Raw genomic sequence first — 26845 nt, 5'->3', positions numbered from 1 at the left:
ACCAACATGCTTCGCAATACCTCCCTGGTGCTCCTCATGGGCACCTGCAACCTTGCCTGGGCGGATGCTGCCCCGGTGGAACTGAGCGCCACCACCATTGACGGTGAACGCGACGCCGCCAGCGGCGTGCAACTGGACGAGCCGATCCGCACCGGCTCGCGCCTGGACCTCACCGCGCGGGAAACGCCGGCCTCGGTCAGTGTCTCGGACCGCCGCCTGATCGAGGAGCGCGGCGCCAAGGACAGCCAGGACGTGATCAACGCCATGACCGGCGTCAACGCCTCGGCCAACCCCGGCTTTGGCGGCTTCGTGGCCTACCGCGGCTTCACCCAGAACCAGGTTACCCAGTTGTACAACGGCATCAACCTGGGATACAGCAGCGCCACGCGGCCAGTGGATGCCTGGGTGCTCGACCGCGTCGAACTGATCGGCGGGCCATCGTCGTTCCTGCATGGTGCGGGCGCGGTGGGCGGCTCGATCAACTACATCACCAAACTGGCCAGCCGCGACCAGCAAACCATCGACGGCCGTATCCGCCATGGCAGCTTCGACGACAGCGAAGTGGCGTTCGGCATCAACCAGGCACTGGCCAGCAACCCCGCCGATGCCCGCCATTTCATGCGCCTGGACTTCAGCCGCGGGCATGGCAACGGCTACGTCGACCGCAACGAACGGCACACCGACAGCCTGGCCCTCTCGTTGCTGAGCGACCTGACGCCCAACCTCACCCACACCCTGGCCATGGAATACCAGGAAGACCGCGAAGACAGCCCTTACTGGGGCTCGCCGATCCTGCCCGGGCGCAGCACGATGAAGATCGACAAAAGCCGCCGCTTCGAAAACTACAACGTCGGCGACGGGCGCTACGAGCAGCGGGTACGCTGGCTACGCTCGATTCTCGACTACCAGCTCAGCGACAGCACCAGCGTGCAGAACACGCTGTACCACTACAACGCCCAGCGCGATTACCGCAACCTCGAACGCTACAGCTACACCGACGATGGCAGGGTACGACGCAGCAGCCCTTATCTGCAGCGCCACGACCAGAACCTGCTGGGCGATCGCATCGAGCTGCGCCATGACAACCAGCTGTTCGGCCTGGCCAGCCAATGGTCGCTGGGGCTGGAGTACTCGCGCATGCGCCAGACCCTCTACCCCACCTCGAGCAGCTGGACCGACGTGGTCGATGCCGAGCACTTCGACCCCGGCAGTTTCGACGACATCCCCGGGGTGAATGCCGGCCTGACCAAGCAACGCCGCCACGAGGTGATCAACCGCGCGGTGTTTGCCGAAAACCGCCTGCAACTCACCGAGCGTCTGGCCTTGCTGACCGCGCTACGCTACGACTACCTGGACATGCAGGTGACCAACTACGGCGCGGTAACGCCAACCTCGCCGGCGTTCTTCGAACGGCGCTGGGAACCGCTTTCCGGGCGTATCGGCCTGACCTATGCGCTGACCCCGTCCGCCAGCGTCTATGCGCAGTACAGTACCTCTGCCGACTTGCCGGCCGGCTCGCTGGCGGCAGCGACCTATTCCAACGTCGGGCTGTTCGACCTGTCCAAGGGCGAGCAGTGGGAAGTGGGCAGCAAGTTCGACTTTCTCGACGGGCGCGGCGCGGCGACGCTGGCGCTGTACCAGATCGTGCGCAAGGACTTTGCCGTGCGCGACTCCAACGACGCCAACCAGACAGTCCAGGCCGGGCAGCAGACCTCGCGTGGTGTCGAGGTGTCCGGGCGCCTGCAGGTGACGCCGAAGCTGCTGGCCGAGGCCAACTATGCCTATGTCGACGCGCAGTACGACGAGTTCAACGAGGCGGTCAACGGCGTGTCGGTATCGCGCAAGGGCAACGCCCCGGTGAACGTACCGGCCAACGTCGCCAACCTGTGGCTGAACTACAGCCTGACCCCGGCGTGGTCGTTGGGGGCAGACGCGCGCTACGTGGGCTCGGTGTATGCCGACAACGCCAACAGCCTCAAGGCCCCGGCGTACACCCTGTTCGGCGCGTTCGCCCGCTACCGGCTGGATGAACACACCACGCTGACCGGGCGGGTACGTAACCTGACCGACGAGGTGTATGCCAAGCAGGCCTACAACAGCCAGTACTACATGGGGCCGCCGCGCACCTTCGAACTGGCGCTGGACATGCGTTTCTGAGCGCATGGCCCTATCGCCGGCAAGCCAGCTCCCACAGAATTTGCACCGCACTCAAGGCTTGTGCAATACCTGTGGGAGCTGGCTTGCCGGCGATAGGGCCATCAAGGGGCAGCCCACCATGTTCGGTTGATTCAGGTATCCCGAGGTCGCCCTCGACAAAGCGCCTTCCAGCGCCCGGCTATCTACTGGCAAGCACAACAATGATGGCGCAGCCCGACCGCGCCACTTTCATCATGCCTGCCAATGGAACCGGAGAGCACTCGCATGCCCGCACCTCACGAGGTATCCCCCGCCACCCTGCGCCGGGTGATCGCCGCCTCGGCCATCGGCAATTTCGTCGAATGGTTCGACTTCGCCGTCTACGGCTTTCTCGCTACCCTGATCGCCAGCCAGTTCTTCGCCAGCGAAGACGCCAGCGTGGCCTTGCTCAAGACCTTTGCGGTGTTCGCCGTGGCCTTCGCCCTGCGTCCGCTGGGTGGCATCGTGTTCGGCGCGCTGGGTGACCGCCTGGGGCGCAAGCGCATCCTGTCGCTGACCATCCTGCTGATGGCCGGCTCGACAACCCTCATCGGCCTGCTGCCAACCTACGCCAGCATCGGCCTGGCAGCCCCCGCACTGCTGACCCTGGCGCGCTGCCTGCAGGGCTTTTCGGCCGGTGGCGAGTATGCCGGGGCCTGCGCCTACCTGATGGAGCACGCCCCCAACGACAAGCGCGCCTTCTATGGCAGCTTCGTGCCGGTGTCGACCTTTTCCGCCTTTGCCTGCGCGGCAGTGATCGCCTATGGCCTGGAAGCCAGCCTGTCGGCCGAGGCGATGAACGCCTGGGGCTGGCGCATCCCGTTCTTGATCGCCGCGCCGCTGGGGTTGGTCGGCCTGTACCTGCGCTGGCGCATGGAAGAAACCCCGGCGTTCCGCGAAGCCATCGCCCAGGGCAAGGAGCATGAACATTCGCCGCTCAAGGAGACCTTGCGCAACCATGGCCGGGCGATCCGCAACCTGGGGGCCTTCATCTCGCTGACCGCGCTGTCGTTCTACATGTTCACCACCTACTTCGCCACCTACCTGCAACTGGTCGGCAACCTGACCCGCGCGCAATCGCTGCTGGTAACCACCGTGGCCTTGCTGTTCGCCGCGGTCGGCTGCCCGCTGGCCGGGGCGTTCTCGGACCGCGTCGGCCGGCGCAAGACCATCGGCTTTACCTGCCTGTGGGTGATGCTGTGCGTGTTCCCGGCGTACTGGCTGGCCAGCTCCGGCTCGATGTCCGGCGCGCTGCTGGGGGTGATCCTGCTGGCGGTGGGGGCGTTGTGCAGTGGTGTTGTCACGGCGGCATTGCTCTCGGAAAGCTTCCCTACCCGCACCCGCTATACCGCTTCGGCAATTACCTACAATGTGGCCTATACGCTGTTTGGCGGCACCGCGCCGCTGGTTGCAACCTGGCTGATCGGGCAGACCGGCAGCAGCCTGGCACCTGCGTTCTACCTGGTGGTGATTGCGCTGGTGGCCTTGGTGGGAGGGTTGGCGTTGCCGGAGACTTCGCGGATTTCGTTGCATGATGAGGCTGGAGGCAACGATGCGAGGGCTGGGGCTCGTCGTACTGTTTGATACTTTGGGGCTGCTTTGCAGCCCATCGCGACACAAGGCCGCTCCTACAGGGGAACGCGTATACCTGTAGGAGCGGCCTTGTGTCGCGATGGGCCGCAAAGCGGCCCCGGGGTCTCAACCCTCCTGCACCTCTTCGCGCCGATATGCCCATTGATACAACGCTGGCAACACCAGCAAGGTCAGTGCGGTGGAGGACAGAATCCCGCCAATCACCACGGTCGCCAGCGGCCTTTGCACCTCGGCCCCGGTCCCGGTAGCCAAGGCCATCGGGATGAACCCCAGCGACGCCACCAGTGCCGTCATCAGCACCGGCCGCAAGCGTGTCAGCGCGCCCTCCTCGACCGCGGCCCGCAGCGTGCGCCCTTGCTCCCGCAGGCCACGGATAAAGGCGATCATCACCAGGCCGTTGAGCACCGCCACTCCCGACAAGGCAATGAAGCCCACGCCAGCGGAAATGGACAACGGGATGCCCCGCAACCACAGCGCCAGCACGCCGCCGGTAAGGGCGAACGGGATGCCGGTGAACACCAGCAGGCCATCCCTGAGGTTGTTGAACATCATCAGCAACAGCGCCATGACGAGAAGCAAGGCCACCGGCACCACCACCTGCAGGCGCTCGGCCGCCGACTGCAACTGCTCGAACTGGCCACCCCAGCGGGTCCAGTAACCCGGCGGTATCTGCACCTGCTCGATCAGCGTCTGCTCGGCCTCTTCGACGAACGAGCCCAGATCACGTCCACGCACGTTGGCACTGACCACCACCACCCGCTTGCCATCCTCGCGGCTGACCTGGTTCGGCCCCAGCTGCAGGTTCAGCGTGGCTACCTGCGACAGCGGGATGAAGCCGATTTGCCCGGCACCGGCAGCCGAACCGGCCGGCACCGGAATCAGCAGGCTGGCCAGCCCGTCGACATCGGTGCGCAGGGTTTCCGACAGGCGCACCACCATGTCGAAACGGCGGTCACCTTCGTACAGCGTGCCGGCCTTACGGCCACCCACGGCAATGGCAACGGCGTCCTGCACGTCGCCCACGTTCAGGCCATGGCGGGCCGCGTTGTCGCGGTCTATATCGATGGTCAGCACCGGCAGGCCGGTAGTCTGCTCGACCTTTACCTCGGACGCGCCCGGCACACCTTGCAGGCTGCTGGCAATCTGCGCGGCTGTGCGGTTGAGCACGTCCATGTCATCACCGAACAGCTTCACCGCCACATCGCTGCGCACCCCGGAAATCAGCTCGTTGAAGCGCAGCTGGATCGGCTGCGACAGCTCGTGGTTGCTGCCCGGCACGCTGGCGGCGGCACGTTGTACCTCGGCGATCAGCTCATCACGCGGCTTGCCCGGGTCGACCCATTGCTCACGCGGACGCAGCATCACATAGGCGTCGGAAATGTTCGGCGGCATCGGGTCGGAGGCGATCTCGGCGGTGCCGGTGCGGGCAAACACCCGCTCCACTTCCGGCACCTGGGCGATGATCGCCTGTTCCAGGCGCTGCTGCATGTCGACCGACTGCGACAGGCTGGTGCCCGGCACGCGCAGGGCCTGCAGGGCGAAGTCGCCTTCGCTGAGGCTGGGGATGAACTCGCTGCCCATGCGGCTGGCCATCAACCCGGACAACAACACCAGGGTGGTGGCGGCGGCGAACGCCAGCTTGCGCCGGCCCAGCACCCAGGCCAGCACCGGGGCATAGCGCTGACGCGCCGTGCGCATTATCAGGCCTTCCTCTTCCTTGACCTTGCCGGTGACGAACAGGGCAATTGCCGCCGGCACGAAGGTAACCGAAAGGATCATGGCACCGAGCAGCGCAATGACCACGGTGAAGGCCATAGGGTGGAACATCTTGCCCTCCACGCCGGTCAGGGCAAAGATCGGCAGGTACACCACCATGATGATCAGTTGGCCATAGATCAGCGGCCGACGGGCCTCACGGGCGGCAGCGAACACTTCATGGAAGCGCTCGGTGCGGGTCAGCATACGGCCATGGCGTTGCTGGGCGTGGGCCAGGCGGCGGATGGCGTTCTCGACGATCACCACCGCGCCGTCGACGATGATGCCGAAGTCCAGTGCGCCCAGGCTCATCAGGTTGGCGCTGACCTTGTTGCTGAACATGCCGGTGAAGGTGAACAGCATCGACAGCGGAATGACCATGGCGGTGATCAGCGCAGCGCGGATGTTGCCCAGGAACAGGAACAACACGGCGATGACCAGGATGGCACCTTCGACCAGGTTCTTCTTCACCGTGGCGATGGCCTTTTCCACCAGGTTGGTGCGGTCGTACACCGTCACCGCGACCACGCCCTTGGGCAGGTTGCGGTTGATCTCGACCAGCTTGGCGGCAACCGCCTGCGACACCGTGCGGCTGTTCTCGCCAATCAGCATGAACACCGTGCCTAGCACCACTTCCCTGCCGTTTTCGGTGGCCGCGCCCGAGCGCAGTTCCTCGCCCAGGCCAACCTGAGCAACATGGCTGACGCGGATTGGCGTGCCATCGACACTGGAGATGACGATGTTGGCGATGTCTTCGGCCGAGGCCACCTGGCCTGGCGCGCGAATCAGCAACTGCTCGCCATTGCGCTCGATGTAGCCGGCGCCGACGTTGGCGTTGTTGCGCTCCAGTGCCGCGATCAGGTCGTTGAAGGTGAGTTTGTAGGCCGCCAGGCGCTTGGGCTCCGGTGCAATCAGGTATTGCCTGGCATGGCCGCCGATGCTGTTGACCTCGGCGACCCCGGGCACGTTGCGCAGCTGCGGCTTGATGATCCAGTCCTGGATTACCCGCAAGTCGGACGGGGTGTAGGGCGTGCCGTCTTCCTTCAGCGCGCCCTGCTCGGCTTCCACCGTCCACAGGAAGATTTCACCCAGCCCGGTGGAAATCGGCCCCATGCCCGCTTCGATGCCGTCGGGCAACTGCTCACGCGCCACTTGCAGGCGCTCGTTGACCAGTTGGCGGGCGAAGAACAGGTCGGTGCCGTCGTTGAAAATGACCGTGACCTGCGACAGGCCCGAGCGCGACAGCGAGCGGGTCTGCTTGAGCCCCGGCAGGCCGGCCATGGCGGTCTCGATGGCGAAGGTGATGCGCTGCTCGGTCTCCAGCGGCGAATAGCCGGGCGCGGCGGTATTGATCTGCACCTGGACGTTGGTGATGTCCGGTACAGCGTCGATCGGCAGTTTCTGGTAGCTGTGGATACCCACCGCGGCCATCAGGACCACGGCCAGCATCACCACCAGGCGCTGCTCGATGGCGAATTGGATCAGACGTTCGAACATGCAGACGTTCCCGTGATCAATGGCTGTGCTCGGCCGAGCCTTTGCCCAGCTCGGACTTGAGGACAAAGCTGCCGGCAGCGGCCACCTGCGTACCGGCGGCAAGGCCGGTGGTGATTTCCACCTGGCCGGCATCGCGGCGGCCGGTCGTTACCGGGCGGGCCTCGAAACCTTCCTCGGTACGGGCAAACACCACGGTCTGCTCCTCCCAGGTTTGCAGTGCGCTTTGCGGTACTACCACGGCGGCGTTGAAGCGTTCGACGCTGACCGCGACATTGACGAACAGCCCTGGGCGCCAGGCGCCGTTGGGGTTGGCCAGCGTGGCGCGGACAGTGGCAGCACGGTTCTGCTCGCCGAGCAGGCTGCCGACGTAGTTGATCTTGCCCTCGACCCGGGCGCCCAGGTCCGGCGCGCTGACCGTGACGTTGCGGCCGGTTGTCACCTTGTCCAGGTCGCGCGGGGCGACGGCGAAGGTGGCCCAGACCCGGCTCAGGTCAGACAGGGTGAAGGCATTGCTGGTCTCATCGACCACCTCGCCCACGGTCAGATGCTTTTCCACCACCACGGCATCGAACGGCGCGCGCAGTTCATAGCGGTTGCCAGCGCCGGCCGGGCCAACGGCGGCGACCTTCTGCCGGGCGTTGACCAAGGCAATCTCGGCTTCCTGCAACACCTGACGGGCCTGCAGGTAATCCTGCTCGGCGCTGATGCGTTCCTGCCACAGCTGCTGTTCGCGCTGGAAGGTCAGGCGCGCCAGTTCCAGGCGGCGCTGGGCAGCCTGTTGTTCGCTGCGCAGGTCGGAAATCTGCTGGCTTGCAATTACCGCCAGCACCTCACCACGCTTGACCGCCTGGCCCAGTTCGGCTTGCACCGACTCGACCACACCGGGCACGCGTGGCACGACATGGGCGGTGCGGTCCTCGTCGAAGCGGATTTCACCCGGGAAGCTGATGGCGGTGCCCAGTTCACGAGGGCCGGCATCGGCCAGTTGCACACCGGCAGCTTCGATCTGGGCGATGGACAGGTGCAACTTGCCCGCCTCTTCTTCGTGACCTTCGCCGGCCTGTTCCTCGCCGTGGCCGTGGCTGCCTTCGCCGTGGTCGTCGTGCCGGGTTTCAGTGCTTGAGGCGTTGCCGAGGTTGCCGGTCCAGGCCAGGCCACCCAGGCCAAGCGCGGCAATGGTGGCAGCCAGAATGGCTATCTTGCGTGGGTTAGTCATTGTTGCTCCTGCTGTTCAATTTGTTGCTCAGGCCATCGAGGTCGCCATAGATCCGCTCGACCTGCGCCCGCGCGTCGGTCGCCGAGGCCAGTGCGTCGAGGTACAACCCGCGCGCCTCGATCAGCGTGCGCTGGGCGTCGAGCACATCGAGGAAGGCGAACTTGCCCATTTCGAAACCACGTGTGGCGGTGTCCACGGCCTGCTGGGCAGACGGCAGGATGGTGCGGTCATAGGTCTGCACTTCCTGCATGGCCGTGGCCCACTGGCTGACGGCGCTGCGGGTTTCACTGCGCAGGCGCAGCCCCACAGCGTTGCGCAGGTCACGCGCCTGGTCGGCACGGCGGGCCGCGGCCAGCACGTTGCCCTGGTTGCGGTCGAACAGCGGCAAGGGCATCGACAGGCCCACCACATTGACCCTCTCGCGGTCTTCGCGGCTGTACTGGCTGCCAAGGCTGACGGTGAGGTTGGGAATGCGCAGAGCCTTTTCCGACCCCAAGGAGGCTTCGCCGCGCTCGACCTGGGCGGCGGCCAGGCGCCATTCAGCCGTTTGCTCGACCTGGTCGAGCAGGGTGTCGGCGCTGGGCGCATCACCGGGGGACAGGTTGGCTGCCAGCAACTGGTCGAAGCTTGCCAGCGGGCTACCGGTCAACCGTGCCAGGGCCTGGTAGGCCACACTGCGCTGGGTTTGCGCACGGCGCACTTCGGCCTGGGCCTGGGCCAGCTGCACCTGGGCTCGGGTAGCCTCCACTGGCGATGACTGGCCAGCACTCACCCGCCCCTGCACCACCCGCAGCCCACGCTCGGTCAACGCCTGCGATTGCTGCGCCAGCTCCAGCGCGGTCTGCGCGCGCAGGGCCGCGTGGAAGGCCTGCACCACATCGGCGCGCAGGCCGTTGCGCTGGCGCTCCAGGTCCAGCTGGGCAATGGCCTGACCGGCACCGGCCACGGCAATGCGTGCGCCGCGTTTGCCACCCAGCTCCAGCGGTTGGCTGAGGGTGACGGTGGTGGTGCTGGTGTCCCGGCGGGTGTCCTCGACCTCCCAGGACAGTTCCGGGTTGGGGATCAGCCCCGCCTGGCGCCGCTCGCCGTCGGCAATGCCGATTTCCCGGCTGGCCGCTGCCAACTCCGGGTTCTGGGCAAAGGCGGCGTCAAGCGCCTGGGGCAGGCTCAGGCTCTGGCTGGCCTGGGCGCTGGCGACACCCGCCAGCAAAAGGCTGAGCAAGGCGGTCTTGCGGGGGATGGGCACGGAAAAGGTCCTCGTCGGCGAGCTTTGGCGAGGGACTTTAGAAAGCCGTGCTTATCGGAGCGGTGGCGGGAAAATTACAATTTTGTAATCCAGCTGCTCCTACAGGGGTATGTACATGCTGAGGGTTCGATAATCGCCCACTTTCCCGGTACAGCGGTTTAGTCCAATTGACTAAACTAACTAGACGGTACAAAACTAGGTGCATCCAACAACAACAAAGCGATGCCCGTAATGAAGCCCATTATTCTCGTGCTCAACGGACCCAACCTGAACATGCTGGGCACCCGCGAGCCTGCCCAGTACGGCTACGAAACCCTCGCCGACCTGGCCCGGGGTTGCGCCGATACTGCCCATGCCCATGACCTGGAAATCGAATTCCGCCAAACCAACCACGAAGGCGAACTGATCGACTGGATCCATGCTGCCCGTGGCCGCTGTGCCGGCATCGTGATCAACCCCGGTGCCTGGACCCACACCTCGGTAGCCATCCGCGATGCACTGGTGGCCAGTGAAGTGCCGGTCATCGAAGTGCACCTGTCCAACGTGCACAAGCGCGAACCGTTCCGTCACCTGTCGTTCATATCGTCCATCGCCGTCGGGGTCATTTGCGGGCTGGGCAGCCATGGCTACCGCATGGCCATCAGCCACTTCGCCGAAATGTTGCAGGAGCGCAGCGCATGAGCCAGCAAGCCATCCTTGCCGGCCTGATCGGCCGCGGCATCCAGCTGTCGCGCACTCCTGCCCTGCACGAACACGAAGGTGATGCCCAAGCGCTGCGTTACCTGTACCGGCTGATCGATGCCGACCAGCTCCAACTGGACGACAGCGCCCTGCCCGGCCTGCTCGACGCCGCCCAGCACACCGGTTTCACCGGGCTCAACATCACCTACCCGTTCAAGCAGGCGATCCTGCCGTTGCTCGACGAACTGTCGGACGAAGCCCGTGGCATCGGCGCGGTGAACACCGTTGTACTCAAGGACGGCAAGCGGGTCGGCCACAACACCGACTGCCTGGGCTTTGCCGAAGGCTTGCGCCGTGGCCTGCCGGATGTGGCACGGCACCAGGTGGTGCAGATGGGTGCCGGTGGTGCCGGTTCGGCCGTGGCCCATGCCCTGCTCGGTGAAGGGGTCGAGCGGCTGGTACTGTTCGAGGTGGACGCGGCCCGTGCACAGGCGCTGGTGGACAACCTGAATGCCCACTTCGGCGCCGGGCGCGCCGTGGTCGGCACCGACCTGGCCACGGTCCTGGCCGAGGCGGACGGGCTGGTCAACACCACGCCGGTAGGCATGGCCAAGCTGCCGGGCACGCCGCTGCCGGTGGAGCTGCTGCATGCACGCCTGTGGGTGGCGGAGATCATCTACTTCCCGCTTGAGACCGAACTGCTGCGTGCCGCCCGGGCACTGGGCTGCCGCACCCTGGACGGCAGCAACATGGCCGTGTTCCAGGCGGTGAAGGCGTTCGAGCTGTTCAGCGGGCGCCAGGCGGATGCGGCGCGGATGCAGGCGCATTTTGCCAGTTTCACCTGACGGATCGGTGTTGGCTTCTTCGCGGGTAAACCCGCTCCCACAGGGATCGCACAAGTCTGCAAACGGTGCAGTATCTGTGGAAGCGGGTTCATCGAGTCGTCGAACCGCCGCGAAGAGGCCGGCACAGACAACTCACCCTTTCTCATCCAGCAACGCCTGTATCACCTGCTCTTGCCCCCCATAATCCCCCTCGCCAAAGTGCACATGGCGCACCTGCCCCTTGCGGTCGACAAAGTAGTGTGCCGGCCAGAACTGGTTGCCCCAGGCATTCCACACCTTGTAGTCGTTATCCACCGCCACCGGGTAACCGATCCCCAGGCTGGCCACCTTGTCACGCAAGGTGCCTACATCGTGCTCGTAGTCGTACTCCGGCGTGTGCACGCCGACCACCACCAGGCCCTGGTCGGCATAGCGCCGCGCCCATTCGTTCACATGGGGCAGGCTGCGCCGGCAGTTGATGCAGTCCCAGGTCCAGAAGTCCACCAGCACCACCTTACCCTTGAGCCCGGGGCCATCCAGCGGCGCCGAATTGAGCCACTGGCTGGCTCCCGACAGCGACGGCATGGCACCGTAGCTGTCGCGGGCCATCAGGTGCCCAGCCAGGCCCAGGCCGGCCAGCGCCAGGGCAATGCCACCAACCTTCAACAACAAGCGGCGATCAATTCTCATGGCAACCGCCGGTGGCGTAGGTGCGGTACTGCACGCTCTGCTGCTGGCCCTTGGAGTCGAGGTAGTCCATGCGAGTGTTCACCAGGCCGCAGGCGTTACTCTGGTCATCCTGTATCGACAGCACTTTCTTCACATCCAGGTGGTCACCGTAGCGGTACTGCATGACCCCGGTATCGTCCATTGGCATCGTGGAGGCCTGGGCGGCAAGGGCGCCGAAGCTGAGCACGGCGAACAGGGTGGCACGGGCGAAGGTATTGAAGTTCATGGCATCTCTCCTGTGTATCGCTTGAGGGTGGGGAGTTGTGCTCCCCGGTCGAGAGCCATTTCACGCCGGCCAGGTATCCCGTATGTGTCGCCGAAGCTGTGATGTGCTTCCTCCTGTATCTGTACACATGCCGGATACACTGCAATACAAACCCCCGCAGGCAAGCGCTAACGCGCTCGGTACACTGCGCCCATCCCCTCTTGCACAGGAACGCAGCGCATGGAACACGTCGATCACATCCTGATCGTCGACGACGACCGCGAAATCCGCGAACTGGTCGGCAACTACCTGAAGAAGAATGGCCTACGCACCAGCATCGTCGCCGACGGCCGGCAGATGCGCGCCTTTCTCGAAGCCAACAGCGTCGACCTGATCGTCCTGGACATCATGATGCCCGGCGACGACGGCCTGCTGTTGTGCCGAGAGCTGCGCGCCGGCAAGCACCGCAACACCCCGGTGCTGATGCTGACCGCCCGCAACGACGAAACCGACCGCATCATCGGTCTGGAAATGGGCGCCGACGATTACCTGACCAAACCGTTCTCGGCTCGCGAACTGCTGGCCCGCATCAACGCCGTGCTGCGCCGCACGCGCATGCTGCCCCCCAACCTGACCATCAGCGAAAGCAGCCGCCTGCTCGGCTTCGGCCAGTGGCGGCTGGACACCACCGCGCGCCATCTGCTCGACAGCGAGGGCACCCTGGTTGCCCTGAGTGGTGCCGAATATCGCCTGCTTCGGGTGTTTCTCGACCACCCGCAGCGGGTGCTGAGCCGTGAGCAGTTGCTCAACCTGACCCAAGGCCGCGAAGCCGACATCTTCGACCGCTCCATCGACCTGCTGGTCAGCCGGCTGCGCCAGCGCCTGGGAGACGACGCCCGCGAACCCAGCTGCATCAAGACCGTGCGCAGCGAGGGCTACGTTTTCTCGCTGCCGGTGCAACTGCTCGAGTCGCCATCATGAAGTGGCCACGCACCCTGGCCTCGCGCCTGGCACTGATCTTCTTCACCGGCCTGGTGCTGGCCTACGGCCTGTCGTTCGGCCTGCAGGCCTACGAGCGCTACATCAGCAGCCGCTCGATGATGCTCAGCACCCTGGAGCAGGACGTGGCCACCTCGGTGGCCATCCTCGACCGCCTGCCCGCGGCCGAGCGCGCCGCCTGGTTGCCACGCCTGGAGCGGCGTACCTACCGCTACCGGCTGGACCATGGCCTGGCGGGCGAAGCCATGCCCAGCAGCGACCCGCCCATGGCTGCCGACTCGATCGTCAAGGCCATTGGCGCCGACTATCGCCTTTCCTTCCAGGAAATCCCCGGCCCGAACGCGCACTTCCAGGCACACCTGACCCTAGCTGATGGCGCACCGCTGACCATCGACGTAACCCCATCGCCGGTTCCTGTGGCACGTTGGCTGCCCGTGGTGTTGCTGATCCAGTTGGCCGTGCTGTTGCTGTGCACCTGGCTGGCGGTACGCCTGGCTATCGGCCCGCTGACCCGCCTGGCCCGCGCGGTGGACAACCTCGACCCGGACAAGCCTGGCGTGCAGCTGGATGAAAGCGGCCCGCGCGAGGTGCGCTACGCCGCCGTGGCCTTCAACGCCCTGCAGGCGCGCATCGCTGCCTACCTCAAGGAACGCATGCAGTTGCTGGCAGCCATTTCCCATGACCTGCAAACGCCGATCACGCGCATGAAACTGCGCGTCGAAGTGATGGACGACGGGGTTGAGAAGGACAAGCTGTGGAGCGACCTGGGCGAGATGGAACACCTGGTGCGCGAAGGCGTGGCCTATGCCCGCAGCATGGACACCAGCACCGAGGCACCGTGCCGGGTGAACCTCGATGCCTTCCTCGACAGCCTGGTGTTCGACTACCAGGACAGTGGCGCCCAGGTCGAGCGCCATGGCAGCAGCGGCAGCCTGCTGGAAACTCGCCCCCATGCGCTGCGCCGGGTGCTGGTGAACCTGGTGGACAACGCTCTAAAGTTTGCCGGTGCTGCCGAGCTAGAGGTGTGCCGCGAGGGTGACATGACCGTGATCCGCGTGCTCGACAACGGGCCAGGCATACCCGGTGATGAACTGGATGAAGTGCTCAAGCCGTTCTATCGCGTGGAAGGCTCACGCAACCGCAGCACCGGCGGCACCGGGCTGGGGTTGGCGATTGCCCACCAGCTGATCCAGGCGATGGGCGGCCGACTGACCCTGAGCAATCGTGCAAGCGGCGGGCTGTGCGCGCAGATCGAGCTGAAGTAAACAATCTCAGGTAGGCGCGGCCTTGTGTCGCGCTCGGGCCGCAAAGCGGCCCCGGCAATTCATGCGCCGAAGCTGAAACCCTGAGGCTGCTTCGCAGCACATCGCGACACAAGGCCGCTCCTACGGGGACTGCGGCGCTTGAGCGACTTCTACAATCCGATACACAACCCCACCACCGCCGACACACTGCAGATACCCCACCCCGACACACTCCCGGTCACACAACCACACCTGGGAGTCTCCCTGATGAAACCCCTCACCCTTCCCTCCGGCTGGAAGCTGTTCGCCACGCTCGCCGGCCTGACCCTGGCGATGACCGCCGTGGTCCTGGCCAGCCAACCTGATCCCGACGGCCTGCGCAGCGCGATCCGTGCCACTGCGCGCAGCTCCTTCGCGCTATTCCTGCTGGCCTTCCTGGCGTCGTCGCTGGTGACCCTGCTGCCTGGCACAAGCAGCCGCCGCCTCCTTCAGGAACGGCGCTATCTGGGGCTGGCATTCGCCTTTTCCCACACCGTGCATGGCGTACTGATCTACCGCTACGCCCAGCAATTCCCCGAGCTGTTCTGGGCCGGCCGCACGCTCACCTCCAGCCTGCCCGGTACCCTCGGCTACCTGTTCCTGCTGCTGCTCACCATCACCTCGTTCAAGGCCCCGATGCGCCTGTTGGGTGGCCGTGCCTGGCAGGCCCTGCACAGCACCGGCATGTGGGTACTGGCTGCGGTGTTCTGCCTATCGTTCTACAAACGCATCCCCATGGGCGGCTGGTACCCGCTGGCGTTCGCCCTGATGTTCAGCGCCATCGCCGTCAAGCTCACCGCCAAGCTGGCCCGTCAGCAACGCCGCAACGCCCGTGCCCTTTCCTGAAGAGAGAAACCAGCATGACTACCTTGACCCGCACCCTGACCACCTTCGACCGTTTCGGTACCTGGAGCGCCGACCTGCCGTTGCGGCTGTTTCTGGCCTGGGAATTTTTCGAATCTGGCTGGGAGAAATTCAATGGCAGCAACTGGTTCGCCGACCTGCAAGCGAACTTCCCGTTCCCCTTCAACCTGCTGCCTGCAGAGCTGAACTGGCAGCTGTCGATGTGGGCGGAGCTGATCCTGCCGTTACTGCTGTTGCTGGGGCTAGGTACCCGGCTGGCCTCGTTGGGGCTGATGGTGGTGACCGTGGTGGCGATTGCCGCGGTGCATTGGCCGGCGCACTGGTCGAGCCTGGCCGAGCTGGCCCAAGGGTATGCGATTACCGACCAGGGTTTTGGCAACTTCAAGTTGCCGCTGATCTACCTGGTGGCGTTGCTGCCACTGCTGCTGAAAGGGGCTGGGCGGTTGAGCCTGGATCATTGGCTCAGGGGCCGGTTCTGCAGGTGATATTGCCGGGGCTGCGTTGCAGCCCATCGCCGGCAAGCCAGCTCCCACAGGTACTGCGCAAGATTCTGGGCATGCGCTGTACCTGTGGGAGCTGGCTTGCCGGCGATGGGGCGCAAAGCGCCCCAATACAACGATTCAACATGTACCGATGATGACCCCCTGCTCGCGCAGCCCCTCCAGCAACGCCAACCCCTCCTCCACAGCACCGCCCAACGCCTGCAACCGCGCCCGCCCACTGCCCTGTTCCAGCGCCAGCAACCGGTACGCCAGCGGCGCCAGGCGCGCGAAGCGCACTTTCAACTCCGCATCGCGATAGACCAGCAACAAGGTCGGCGTCTCTGGCGCGATCGCTGGCTGGTAATCCGCCCCGATCCGCTCCACTGGCCAGCGGTAGGCCAACACCCGTGCCACGCACGACAACAGTGGCTCCCCTTCCAGCAGGTCGCCTGCTGGGTCATGGGCCGGGTCCTCGGCATCGCTCAGATACAACTGCGCCTCGACCCACTCATAGTGCGCCAGCTCCAGCTGCCAGGGTGCATCCAGCTCGACACCCTGCAGGTAGTCGACGAACGTCTCGGCAATCTCGGTGAACAACGGGGTCTGGCTGCGATAGTTGGCATAGAAATCTCGCACTCGCGCATGCCAGCGCTGTTCGCCCAACGCCTGGCGCATCACCGGAAAACTGCCGGCCAGCAAACCTTCGATAGCACCATAGAACAGCTCGCGGTAAATCTTCAGCCGCCGGGCCTCTATGCCAGGCGGCGGCGCATGGCGCTGCGGGTCACGCAGGTGCCGGGCCAAGGTGTACTGCTGCTCACGCAAGGTCTCATTCATTTGCATGCCCTCCCGCAGCACGCTGCACAGTGCGGATGCGCGCCGTTTCGGCGAGCAGTTCGGCCAGCGGCGGGTAGTTGAAATCACGCTCGAGCACGGTCGGTTGCACACCGAAGCGCGCACAGGCGACCGCGTACAGCGCCCATACATCTTCCTTTACCGCAGCCCCGTGGGTGTCTACCTTGAGGTCCGGCGCTTCATCGTAATGGCCGGCCACGTGCATGCCGGTCACCCGCGCCAGGGGCAAGCCTGCAAGGAATTCGCGGGCGTCGTAACCGTGGTTGCAGGCATTGACGAACACATTGTTGACGTCCAGCAGCAAGTCGCAGTCGGCCTCATCAAGTACCGCACGGATGAAATCGAGTTCGCTCATCGCCTGGTACGGCGCGGCGTAGTAGCTGATGTTTTCCACGGCAATGCGCCGTTCCAGGTATTCCTGGGCCTGGCGAATCCGCGCGGCCACATGGCGCACCGCTTCGTCGGTAAATGGAATGGGCATCAGGTCGTACAGATGCCCGTCATCACTGCAGTAGCTCAGGTGCTCGCTGTACAGGCGTACCTGATGGCGATCGAGAAACTGGCGGGTCTGGCCAAGAAAATGTCGGTCCAGCGGCTCGCTGCCACCCAGCGACAACGATAGCCCGTGGCAGGTAATGGCAAAACGCTCGGCCAGCTGCGCCAACCCCTTGCCGTAGGCGCCACCTACGGCAATCCAGTTTTCCGGTGCGCATTCGAGAAAGTCCACGGCGCCAGTTTCCATGGCCAGCAGTTCCGGCAACAGGCCGCGGCGCAGGCCGAGCCCGACCCGTAAAGGTTCAGAGGACAAAGATGTGGGGTGCATGAACAGGTCTCCGCAACAGGCACAACGCCCCGCCTGACCAGCAGGAGGGGCGTTGCGCGGTTCGTGGGGCAGAAGGTCAGGGCTTGCCGGTCAGGTGGCTGAACAAGCCCTCGGGCATGGTCTTGCCATTGGCCTGGTAGATCGCCTTGAGGTGATCTGCGGCTTCCTGTTCGGAGATGAAGCCATCATGGTTGCGGTCGATCTTGTCGAAGTCGCCGGCGCGGTCCTTGGCCACCACCAGGAACTCGTCGCGCGAGACCTTGCCGTCGTGGTTGCTGTCGGTCTTGGCGAACGAAGCATCACCACACTTGCCCTCGCCGCACTTGCCTTCGGTACCGGCCTTGGCGCTGGCGCCGCACTTGCCCTCACCACATTTGCCTTCGCCCTGGGTGGCCTTGGCGCTGCCACCACATTTGCCTTCACCACACTTGCCCTCGCCGGCCACCTTGGCCGAAGCCAGCTGGTAACCCTGGGCCAACGGCTCGACGGCAAAGGCGCTGCTGCTCAAGGCCATGCTGCCGATCAGGGCAGCGCCGAGCAGGCCGAGGGTGTTTCGTACTTGAGTCATGGTGTTGCTCCACTGTGGTTGGAATGTGGAGCCATTAGGCCGTTGCGGTATGTCGTGGATGTATCGCGCGGGGTGCGGTTTTGTATGGGAATGGTTCAGCGGCGTGGGCAGATACAGTGGGATACACAACGGCCCCAAGGCGCCTCGGGGCCGTTGTGCAGGGTCAGTCTTCCAGCGGCTTGGGTGGTGCGGCCGGCTTGGCGGGTTTGCCAGGCTTGCTGTCCTTGGCCTTGGGTTCCGGTGCCGCCGCAGCCACAGGCTCCGGCGCCGTCACGGCTTTTTCGCTGGCGGGCAGATCATCGACCGCCTTGAGGATCACCTGCGGGTCGATGGCCTCGCCCTCCTCGTCGTCCTTGAGCATGTGCCGCTCACCGTCCTTGCCCACCAGGATCACCTTGGTGCCTTTGCTGGCACCAAGCTTCAACTCACGGATCAAGGCCATGGTGGTTTGCTGCTCGAGGTTCTTGTCCTCACGCTTGCCCATCATGTTGGCAACGCTGTACAGCACCAGGTTGCGCTCTTTGAAGGCGGCCTGGGTGGCCGGGTCCTTCAGGGCCTCGTTCAAGCCACGCAACGTCGGGTCGGCGCTGCTGGGTGCAATGACGACCAAGGGCCTGGCCTTGCCCAGTTCCTTGGCCAGCGGCGCGTCACTGTCGGCGGCGAACACGGGGCCGACGAACGCGAGCAAGGTGGCGAGGGTCAGTGACCGGACGAGCATGCGTATCTCCTTATTCTCTCGATAAACCAAAAGACTACAGATCAGGGAGAAAGATCCGACGAGCGAGCGTAAACCAGCAAAAGGCCTTCATGTTTGAATGAACAGTAACCGGCGGTTACCAAGTGCGGTCGGTCGCTCCCCGTCCCCAGCCCGAAAAGTACCTCTATCACTTGTAGCTTGAGCATAGTCCAATGCGCCCTGGTCATGCCGGCCGCTGCAGCGCCTCGATGGTCAGTTGAAGCTCGGTATTCACGGTCCACAGCCTGATTTCCTCCATCAACCTGGCGGCGTCCTCGGCATTGGCATCCTCTGCAAACTGGTCCTGAAGACTTGCCGGCACTTCCAGTTCGCGCACGTAGCGTTTCTCGAGATAATTTTTCCAGAACGGTTGCTGGACCATCCACACTGCCACCGATTGGTCTGTCTCGTTACGCCTGACCTCATCAGCCGCGCGAGTCACCGAAGCGTTATCCAGATTCGGGATGCCCTCGTGTAGCATGGTCCGCGCGTTGACAGGCAGGTCCAGGTCCTTACGCAAGCGGATCGAGTAGGCCAGCACCCATTCGATCGACTCGTTCCCCGCGCCTGCAGCCTCAGCCTCGCGGAGGGCGATGAACTCAACCTGCTCCCGCCTCCACAACCGCCGCGCCACTGTTACCAGAACTCGCTCTTGGCTGACAGTAGGGGCAGCCTGCTCGGTTTCCCATACAAGGCATCGAACTTCAAGCTGCTGGAACACCACCGTGGCATTGTCGGCGCAGTTCTCGACCAGCGCATTGGCGAATATTTCATTGGCCAGTGCTGCTGACCTGTCCACCTGTACCATCATGGTCAGAACGCGTGAAGCCAGCATTTCCCCATATCGAGGATTGATGAAGTCTTGCGAGCGCGTGAGTTGTCTCAGCAGCTGCATGAAGTTCGTCACCCCATCCATTTGCTCGATACTGGTCCACAGGTTACCCAAATCTTCGCGTTTCTCACCGTCCAGGCGGTCCATCCAGCGAAACTCGTGAGGAACTGAACTGTCCTCCGGAATGTTCCAGGCCTCCTGCACCCGTTGATTCTGGCGCAACCGCACAGGATTGTTTGACAGCGCTACGTAGCCGTCTCGCCACAACGGGGATTGGGTGATGGTGGGAGGCAACAGAGTGATGAAGTTGTTGGAAGCATCGAGCATGTACAACGTCTGGCAATCCATAATGCCGTCGGGCAGCGATACCAGCCCGGCATTGCGTAAACGCAGTTCGGCCAACTGATTCATCTGCGCCACAGAAAAGGTCATGTTCAAGCGGTTGTCCGAAAGGTTCAGGTAACGCAACCGGCTGCATTGCGCCAGCGCTTGAGCCTGCGGCTCGTCCAGAGAGATGCGATTGCCGGACAAGTCGAGTATGCGCAAATCACTGAGCAACGACAGGCTCTCTGGCAAACGTTGCAACTGGTTGTAGCTCAGTTCCAGAGATATCAGGTTGGGGAATGAGAGCAGGAATCGCTCTGGCACCTCCTCCAGTAACAGGCTACGAAGGGAAAGTTTGGTAACGTGCGGGAAGCTGAAGAATGGGCCCAATTCAGGCAATGAGCACAGGTCATACGCGCAGTAATGCAAAGCCAAAGCCAGATGTTGATTTTCAGGTAAAACTTGAGCAGGCACCCGTTCCCGCCAGCATTGCATGAGTACTTTGCGAAACCGCTTGCGCTCAGCTCGTTCGCCGACCAGCAACCCTCGCCGCTCCCAGTGTCTCAAGTGCTCGCTCAACCGACGCGCCTGCTCTTCGAGCACACCTAGCTCAGTGTCGGTATCACGCCCCGAAGCATGCAACGTAGTCAGCCAATTTTCGATCTGCTGATCACTGTACGCTGGGTAAAGGTCGCGCAGACGCGCTTCGAACGCGCGGGGTCGGGACGCGGGCCGGGCAAAGCGCCCCAGGCCGCCGCCCAGCGGGTAGCCGACCCTGCCATCCTCCAGGCGCAGTGGCGCCAGCATCCATGGTTGTTGAAGGTTTTTGCCCAACACCTGGGCGAGTACTTTGCTGTGCCCGGGCATTTGCCGGGCCAATACTGCTCTCAAACCCGGGGCGTAGGGTTCAGAGATACCGAGTGCAGCATGATCGGCCGGGACAAACGCAGCCGCCAAGGTCTCGAACAGCTCGCCGGGGCCACTCAGTTCGAGGCCTAGCGCATCTTCAAGCTGGAACTGCCCGTTGTCATGCACAAGCCTGTAGTTCTGCCCGTCGCCATCAGTAGTCATTATCGGCTGCGGGCTATCGCCATCGTACAGCCGCCAGCGCGGCCTGGCCTCCCTGACATCCAGAGTCTCCAGCAGAGTCAGTGCAACCTTGGCCTGGTCCAGGGTCTGGGGCGTATCAATGAACAGCGCCTCGCAGGCACGCGCAACACGTATGCGCAATACGCTCAGCCTGGCCCTTTCGGCCAGCCGAAACGGCACCGTGCCGCTGACCAGCGCCTGAAATTCCGCACCACCTGCCGACAGCTCACCCACAAGCTCGCGCGCCGCTCGGCGATGCAGGCTCGGGAATGCCTTGCGCAAGGCTGCCAGCGCTGCATCGTCTGGCTCCTGCTGCCCGTCATACACCTGTTGAAACAGCTGGCGCCGCCTTGCCGAGACCTGCGCCGCCAACGCTGGCCCCCTCTGCTCGGTGACGCCGGGCAGGGAGCATGCCTTCGCTAGCAAAGGCGCATCCTCCGGCACCCGCCCAAGTTTCAGATCGTCCAGCAGGGTTTGCAGCCGACGGTCGATCAGCAGGCGCTCTACAGTATCGACCAGCTCGGCCTCAGGCGGCCGGCCGTATACATGCAACGCCCGAAGATGGTCTGCATCCAGGGCATGGACGGCCATGGCCTGGTCAATCTGTTCATCATCCAGGCGAGCAAAACGCTCACCAAGGCGGCGGAACATCCTGTGCTTGTCTGTCCAGCTGGCCGGTTGCTCGGTCCATAGCCGCCAGGCGCCGGCGTCATTGTGGCGCAACAAAGGTCCGTGACCATCTCGTGGTGCCAGTTGCCACTCTTCATCTGCGCGCTGGACGATTTCGTAGGTGTGGCCGTCCATGGTAATCCAGCTTCTGTCCTGGGCACGGTAGATGCCCATTGCATCGGCCACTTCCCCAGCGAGAGGTGCAGCGCTGCGAAACGGCACCAGGTCTCCATTCCAGAGCTTCTCGCTGCCGTCTTCCAGGCGCGCTGGCACCCACTGGTCCAATGCAGTCCATGCCCGGCTCGCTTCCCGCCATACCACAGCGGTGACACCGATCACGGCCAGGTCTTTGGTCACGCTGAGCAAATGCTCCATCGCGGCGCTGGTATCACCCTCGCGCCAGTCTTCCACCGCCTGGAACAGCTCGCCCAGCAGGTCCCAGACCATTACTGCCAGCAGCAGTGCATTGAGTGCGGGGATGAACACGCCCGCCACGGTGGCCAGTGTCCAACCCTCGGCAACCAACCTTTGTTGATGGGCATCCTGGGCCTTGCGGTCAAGGTCCGACACCGGCGTTGCAATCAGCGCAGCATCGTCCTTGACATGGGCAATGCGCGCAGCGGCAAGGTGGGTGAACAACGGCAGCGGGTAGTCCCGCATGTGCTGGTCCATTTCCCGGGTTGCCCAATCGGCGACGCCCACCAGGTCCTTGGCAACTCTGGAGAAGAACTGCTGGCTGTCGCGCCGACGTACGAAGCGTTTGAAGAAATCCTGATAGCGCTTGTCTCGCAGACGCTTGCCCAAGACCTTGCGGGTGAAGCTTTCCAGGTCGGGGCTTGCGGTCCAGGGACCGTGGGGATCATCGGGAATATAGACAATGATCTTGCGGCTGACTTTGTCATGAAATACATCGAGTATCACGATCTGTTGCAAATCGCAACCGAACGCCTTGAGTTGCCGGGCCACCACTTTCGACTCGTACAACGTGCCAGGTCTCCCGTGCTTGCATAGCTCTAGCACCATGTCCAGTTCGGCAGCACTCAGTACTCCATCACCTTTAGCCTTGCACGCATCGATCAGCATGACCGAGCTGTACAGCTGGGCAAGCGTCGAAGCCATGCTGCGCCAGCCGCTTGCCTGGCTGCTCGGCGCTTTGAGCACACTGTCCAGGTGCTGTTGATAGCGCTTGCCCAGATCCAGCTTGCGGCACAAGCGTGCGAAGGCTGGCGCGGTTGGTGAGGCGAGCCGTCGCGACAGGCTGTCAACGATGCAGTTGTCCTTGTGCTGCTCGTTCCGCCCTTCGCCCGGCGTGAAGTTGTCCAGTGCCGCCTCGATCAGCGGTACGTCGAAATAGTCCTTTTCCACCACCGGGTAGCGCCCCCACACGGTGCCCTGGCTGGGAGCGGTGTAGGTGTACCAGTGCCTGAAATACAGGCCATCGACATTTTCCCTGATGCCGAATTCTTCCTGCATGGCGTGTTGAAGCAGCGGCTTGACGAAACGGTCGATGCCCTCGATTCGCGCAAGCTCCTTTTCCAGCCATTGTCGACAGGCCAGGCTGTCTTTCAATGCATCGCGCAATGCAGCATGCTGCGATTCATACAGACCGTTGGCCGGGATATTCTGCTCGGTCGGCGAGACGATACGCAGCCGGCGAATCCATCTGGGCAGTCGCTTGACGATGAGGTTGTCCTGATAGGCCTGCTCCATGGCCAGCGTATCGGCGGTTGGCGGTTGTTCCTGGCGGGGTGTAGTCACGTTGTTGCGCCTCGGGCTGATCAAAAGGCCCGACACTAAATGCAGGCTTGCCAAGCGATTAACTAGATAGGTACCACCTCTTCAGAACAGCGCCAGCTGCTGGCCGGTCAACCCTTCGAAACTGTCGCCAACGAAAGGCAGGATGGCATCGGCCACCGGCTGCAGCTGCCGCGTCAGGTAATGCTCGTAGTCCACCGGCGCTTGCAGGTTTTCCAGAGGTTCCGGGCCTGCCAAGGTGATCAGATAGCTGATCCAGCCGCCGCGCTGGTATTGCGTCGGGCGGCCAAGACGGCGGTTGTAGTCATCGGCCAGCCGGGCCGCGCGTACGTGCGGCGGCACATTGCGCTGATAATCGGCTAGCGGCCGACGCAACCGCTTGCGGTACACCATCAGCTCATTCAGCTCGCCCGCCAGGGTGCGCCGTACATAATCGCGCACATACGCCTGGTACGGCTCCCCGCGGAATATCCGGCCATAAAGCTCTTGCTGGAACTCCCGGGCCAGCGGCGACCAGTCGGTACGTACCGACTCCAGGCCCTTGTAGACCATCTGCTCGCTGCCATCGGCCCGCTGCACCAGCCCGGCATAGCGCTTCTTGCTGCCTTCGTCCGTGCCGCGGATGGTGGGCATCAGGAAGCGTCGGTAATGCACCTCGAACTGCAGCTCCAGCGCGCTTTCCAGGTTCATCTGCTCGCGCAGGTGTTCGCGCCACCACTGGTTGACCTGGGCTACCAGCTCGCGGCCGATGCGTGCTGCAGTCTCCTCGCCGTGAGCGCCCTTGAGCCAGACGAAGGTGGAGTCGGTATCGCCGTAGATCACCTCGTAGCCCCTGGCTTCGATCAGCGCACGGGTCTGGCGCATGATCTGGTGGCCGCGCATGGTGATCGACGAAGCCAGGCGCGGGTCGAAGAAGCGGCAGCCGCTCGAACCCAACACTCCGTAGAAGGCATTCATGATGATCTTCAGCGCCTGCGACAGCGGCGCGTTGCCCTCGCGCTTGGCCGCTTCCCGCCCCTGCCATACCCGCTCGACGATGGCCGGCAGGCAATGCTCGCTACGGGAAAAACGCCCACCCCGGAAGCCTTCCACCGAGTGTTCATCGTCGGGCAGGCGCAAGCCTTCGACCAGCCCCACTGGGTCGATCAAGAAAGTACGAATGATTGACGGGTACAGGCTCTTGTAGTCCAGCACCAGCACCGAGTCGTACAGGCCCGGGCGCGAATCCATGACGAAGCCACCGGGGCTGGCTTCGTCGGGGCGGCTGCCGAGGTTGGGGGCGACAAAGCCCAGGCGGTGCATCTGCGGGATGTACAAATGGCAGAACGCGGCTACCGAACCACCGCTGCGGTCCACCGCAAGGCCGGTGACCGAAGACCGCTCCAGAAGGAATTCGAGCAGGCGGGTGTGGGCGAAGATGCGCGTCACCAGCTCGCAATCCTTGAGGTTGTAGCGCGCCAACGCCGGCTTGTCCTCGGCGAAGCGGCGGTTGATTTCATCCATGCGCTGGTAGGGCGTGTCGATGGCCTTGCCTTCACCGAGCAAGGTCTGGGCGACACTTTCGAGGCTGAACGACGGGAAGCTCCAGGTCGCCGAGCGCAGCGCCTCGATGCCGTCGATCAGCAGCCGCCCCGGGGCATCGGCGAACACGTGGCCACCACCGGCATGGCTGCGCAAGGTCATCGGTGAGCCATTGCGCCCCAGTGCCAGCGGTACCTGCAGCAGCTTGGCATGCTCATGCAGCAGGCGCAGGTCGAACTGGATCAGGTTCCAGCCGATGATTGCATCCGGGTCGTGCTCGGCCATCCAATGGTTGAGGCAGGCCAGCATGTCGGCGCGGTCGGTGCAGTAGTGCAGGTCGAAGTCGAGGCCATCAGCCGTGCCGTTGGCCGGCCCGAGCATGTACACCTGGCGCTGGCCACAGCCTTCCAGGGCAATGCTGTAAAGCTCGCCCCGCTCGCTGGTCTCGATGTCCAGCGACACCAGGCGCAGCGGCGGGCGATAGCCCGACAGCGGCTTGAGCTGGGCATCGCAGAATACACCTTGGGCATCCGGTTGGCCGGTGAACTGCACCGGTGCGGTGATGAAGCGCTCCATCAGGTAGCGCTCGGGCGGGCGGATGTCGGCTTCGTACACATCGATACCGGCTGTGCGCAGGCGTTGCTCCAGCTGCATCAATTGCCGGTGCTGGCGGCAGTACAGGCCCAGCACCGGGCGTTGGTCGAAGTTCTTCAGCTGCAACGGCCGCAGCTCGGCACCAGGTTCGTTGGCCAACAGCACACGTGCGTGCGCTTCCTGCGCCAGGGGGATGAATGCCACCGATACCTGGGGCGCCAGGCGCAACTGCCGTGGCCCCTGGTCGGTGGCCAGCCAGAATTCCACGCAGGTGCCTTCGGGCGTGTCATGCCAATGTCGGGTCAGGACAAAGCCCTGCTGCAACTCCACCGCGTCGACCTCTGAATCGTTGGTTGTGCTGATTGCGGCAATTCTACCGCTGACGCTCCGTCACAGCGCGTTTTGTTGAGGCCAGCAGGTGTTTGCCGCAATATTTTCAGCGCCGGGCGCTTGCCGGCGGCCGGCCGCATGCTTGAGCGCGTGTTCAACCGTACAGGTAATTGATGTCCTTGGCGGCCAGCGGTGGCACCTGGCCAAGCAGGAACTCGCGCAGCTTGTGCATCTGCCGCGCCTTGGGGCTGGCCTTGAGCCAGGTCATGTAATAGCCATCGCCGGTGGCCACCGCGTGCTTGAATGGCGTGACCAGGCGCCCGGCCAACAGGTCGGCACTGGCCAGCACCAGGTCGACCACCGAAATGCCCAGGCCTTGCTGGGCAGCCGAGATGCCCTGGTCGAGGGTATCGAACACTTGCCCGTGATCGATGCTGATGTCCAGCGCGTCCATGCGAGCCAGCCAGCGCCGCCAGTCTCGCCGGTCGGGGGACGGATGGAGGAACTCGCACTGGGCCAGGTCGGCAAGGTCCGGTTGTGCCTGGGCCATGTAGTCCGGGTGGCACACCGGAATCAGCCATTCATCGAACAGCTTGAAACTCTCGACATCGGCGGGGAAACGCCCGTTCGCCAGGAGGATCGCACAGTCATAGGGCTCGGAATAGAAGTCCACACTGTCGATGTCCATCCACACGCTGGACAGCTGCACGCTGCAGTTGTCCTCGGTCTTCTTGAACGCATCCAGCGCACGCAGCAGCCAGCGCACGGTCAGCGTTGACGGAGCTTTCAGACGCAGGCCGTAGCGGTCCTGGCGCAGCAGGGCACAGGCATTCTCGATGATCTTGAAGCCAACCTTGAGCTCCTGCGCCAGCAGGCGCCCGTGATCCGTCAGGGCCAGCTTCGGCCCGCGACGTTCGAACAGGTCACAGCCGAACATGGCTTCGAGGGTCTTGATGTGGTGGCTGACGGCGCCCTGGGTCAGGGCCAACTCCTCCGCTGCACGGGTGAATGAGCCATAGCGAGAGGCCACCTCAAAGGCACGCAACGCGTGCAAAGCCTGAATCCGTTCCGACATGGCGACGCCCCGAGCATGAGTAAGACTAATAGTAGGTCATAGTTCCACGCGTTTTACAACGTCAAGGACGTCTCGGAAAATGCAGGTAAATAATAAACATAACCAAGATCCTGCCTGCATGTGAC

20 protein-coding genes are annotated in these 26845 nt (G+C 63.8%); 8 read left to right on the top strand and 12 right to left on the bottom strand.

Going from position 1 to position 26845, the window contains the following annotated elements:
* The first annotated feature begins 6 nt into the window (after nt 1-6).
* Both V3314_RS13180 and V3314_RS13175 read left to right on the top strand, forming a co-directional pair.
* Entirely contained in the window at nt 7-2157 is a 2151-nt protein-coding gene (locus V3314_RS13180) for a TonB-dependent receptor (protein WP_153670990.1), read from the top strand.
* Nucleotides 2158-2421: 264 nt separating this feature from the next.
* Nucleotides 2422-3759 carry an MFS transporter gene (locus tag V3314_RS13175; RefSeq protein WP_108480350.1) on the top strand — a complete coding sequence of 446 codons (1338 nt, stop codon included), beginning with the start codon at nt 2422-2424 and terminating at the stop codon, nt 3757-3759.
* Nucleotides 3760-3873: 114 nt separating this feature from the next.
* Here the strand turns inward: V3314_RS13175 and V3314_RS13170 are convergent, their stop codons facing one another.
* The 3 genes from V3314_RS13170 to V3314_RS13160 are packed head-to-tail and all read right to left on the bottom strand — an operon-like array spanning nt 3874 to nt 9482.
* A complete protein-coding gene (locus tag V3314_RS13170; protein ID WP_338459091.1) occupies nt 3874-7020 on the bottom strand; it encodes a CusA/CzcA family heavy metal efflux RND transporter in 3147 nt (1048 codons plus the stop codon).
* 16 nt (nt 7021-7036) lie between these two features.
* Nucleotides 7037-8236 (bottom strand): efflux RND transporter periplasmic adaptor subunit, encoded by a 1200-nt coding sequence (locus tag V3314_RS13165; RefSeq protein ID WP_046615671.1) that lies wholly within the window; start codon nt 8234-8236, stop codon nt 7037-7039.
* Nucleotides 8229-9482, bottom strand: coding sequence for a TolC family protein (locus tag V3314_RS13160; protein ID WP_338459090.1), 1254 nt, complete (start codon nt 9480-9482; stop codon nt 8229-8231). Before V3314_RS13160 ends, V3314_RS13165 begins: the two co-directional genes overlap by 8 nt.
* Before the next feature lie 231 nt (nt 9483-9713).
* Here V3314_RS13160 and aroQ point away from each other — a divergent pair, with 231 nt between their 5' ends.
* Nucleotides 9714-10163, top strand: coding sequence for a type II 3-dehydroquinate dehydratase (gene aroQ, locus V3314_RS13155; RefSeq protein WP_046615673.1), 450 nt, complete (start codon nt 9714-9716; stop codon nt 10161-10163).
* The gene (locus tag V3314_RS13150; protein WP_338459089.1) at nt 10160-11008 is read left to right on the top strand and encodes a shikimate dehydrogenase; all 849 of its coding nucleotides are present in this window, start codon (nt 10160-10162) and stop codon (nt 11006-11008) included. Before aroQ ends, V3314_RS13150 begins: the two co-directional genes overlap by 4 nt.
* Before the next feature lie 132 nt (nt 11009-11140).
* On the opposite strand, the gene V3314_RS13145 is transcribed toward V3314_RS13150, so the two are convergent.
* Both V3314_RS13145 and V3314_RS13140 read right to left on the bottom strand, forming a co-directional pair.
* Nucleotides 11141-11677 carry a thioredoxin family protein gene (locus V3314_RS13145; protein WP_075044653.1) on the bottom strand — a complete coding sequence of 179 codons (537 nt, stop codon included), beginning with the start codon at nt 11675-11677 and terminating at the stop codon, nt 11141-11143.
* Nucleotides 11667-11942, bottom strand: coding sequence for a DUF2790 domain-containing protein (locus V3314_RS13140; protein ID WP_135002794.1), 276 nt, complete (start codon nt 11940-11942; stop codon nt 11667-11669). The genes V3314_RS13145 and V3314_RS13140 overlap by 11 nt, the downstream gene beginning before the upstream one ends.
* A gap of 219 nt (nt 11943-12161) precedes the next feature.
* Here V3314_RS13140 and V3314_RS13135 point away from each other — a divergent pair, with 219 nt between their 5' ends.
* From V3314_RS13135 to V3314_RS13120, 4 genes are all read left to right on the top strand, one after another.
* Entirely contained in the window at nt 12162-12902 is a 741-nt protein-coding gene (locus V3314_RS13135) for a response regulator (RefSeq protein ID WP_003250463.1), read from the top strand.
* Nucleotides 12899-14185 (top strand): HAMP domain-containing sensor histidine kinase, encoded by a 1287-nt coding sequence (locus V3314_RS13130; RefSeq protein ID WP_046615676.1) that lies wholly within the window; start codon nt 12899-12901, stop codon nt 14183-14185. Before V3314_RS13135 ends, V3314_RS13130 begins: the two co-directional genes overlap by 4 nt.
* 246 nt (nt 14186-14431) lie before the next feature.
* Nucleotides 14432-15049 carry a ferric reductase-like transmembrane domain-containing protein gene (locus V3314_RS13125; protein ID WP_046615677.1) on the top strand — a complete coding sequence of 206 codons (618 nt, stop codon included), beginning with the start codon at nt 14432-14434 and terminating at the stop codon, nt 15047-15049.
* A 14-nt stretch (nt 15050-15063) separates the two neighbouring features.
* Nucleotides 15064-15552 (top strand): DoxX family protein, encoded by a 489-nt coding sequence (locus V3314_RS13120; protein ID WP_046615678.1) that lies wholly within the window; start codon nt 15064-15066, stop codon nt 15550-15552.
* A 135-nt stretch (nt 15553-15687) separates the two neighbouring features.
* On the opposite strand, the gene V3314_RS13115 is transcribed toward V3314_RS13120, so the two are convergent.
* From V3314_RS13115 to V3314_RS13085, 7 genes are all read right to left on the bottom strand, one after another.
* Entirely contained in the window at nt 15688-16386 is a 699-nt protein-coding gene (locus V3314_RS13115; RefSeq protein ID WP_196183595.1) for a putative DNA-binding domain-containing protein, read from the bottom strand.
* On the bottom strand, nt 16379-17227 hold the full coding sequence (locus V3314_RS13110) for a DUF692 domain-containing protein (protein WP_153670987.1): 849 nt from the start codon (nt 17225-17227) through the stop codon (nt 16379-16381). The genes V3314_RS13115 and V3314_RS13110 overlap by 8 nt, the downstream gene beginning before the upstream one ends.
* 76 nt (nt 17228-17303) lie before the next feature.
* Entirely contained in the window at nt 17304-17795 is a 492-nt protein-coding gene (locus tag V3314_RS13105) for a hypothetical protein (protein ID WP_046615681.1), read from the bottom strand.
* A 163-nt stretch (nt 17796-17958) separates the two neighbouring features.
* Nucleotides 17959-18513 carry a DUF4174 domain-containing protein gene (locus tag V3314_RS13100; RefSeq protein WP_153670986.1) on the bottom strand — a complete coding sequence of 185 codons (555 nt, stop codon included), beginning with the start codon at nt 18511-18513 and terminating at the stop codon, nt 17959-17961.
* 202 nt (nt 18514-18715) lie between these two features.
* Nucleotides 18716-23203, bottom strand: coding sequence for an NEL-type E3 ubiquitin ligase domain-containing protein (locus V3314_RS13095; protein ID WP_338459087.1), 4488 nt, complete (start codon nt 23201-23203; stop codon nt 18716-18718).
* Between the two features lie 81 nt (nt 23204-23284).
* A complete protein-coding gene (locus V3314_RS13090; RefSeq protein WP_046615684.1) occupies nt 23285-25645 on the bottom strand; it encodes a DNA polymerase II in 2361 nt (786 codons plus the stop codon).
* A gap of 154 nt (nt 25646-25799) precedes the next feature.
* Nucleotides 25800-26720 (bottom strand): LysR substrate-binding domain-containing protein, encoded by a 921-nt coding sequence (locus tag V3314_RS13085; protein ID WP_046615685.1) that lies wholly within the window; start codon nt 26718-26720, stop codon nt 25800-25802.
* Between the last annotated feature and the right edge of the window lie 125 nt (nt 26721-26845).

Source organism: Pseudomonas sp. TE3-3-F2023 (assembly GCF_036784815.1).
Taxonomy (GTDB): Bacteria; Pseudomonadota; Gammaproteobacteria; order Pseudomonadales; family Pseudomonadaceae; genus Aquipseudomonas; species Aquipseudomonas pudica.
Note: the sequence above shows the minus strand (reverse complement) of the source record. Positions and strands in the feature narration are given on the sequence as shown.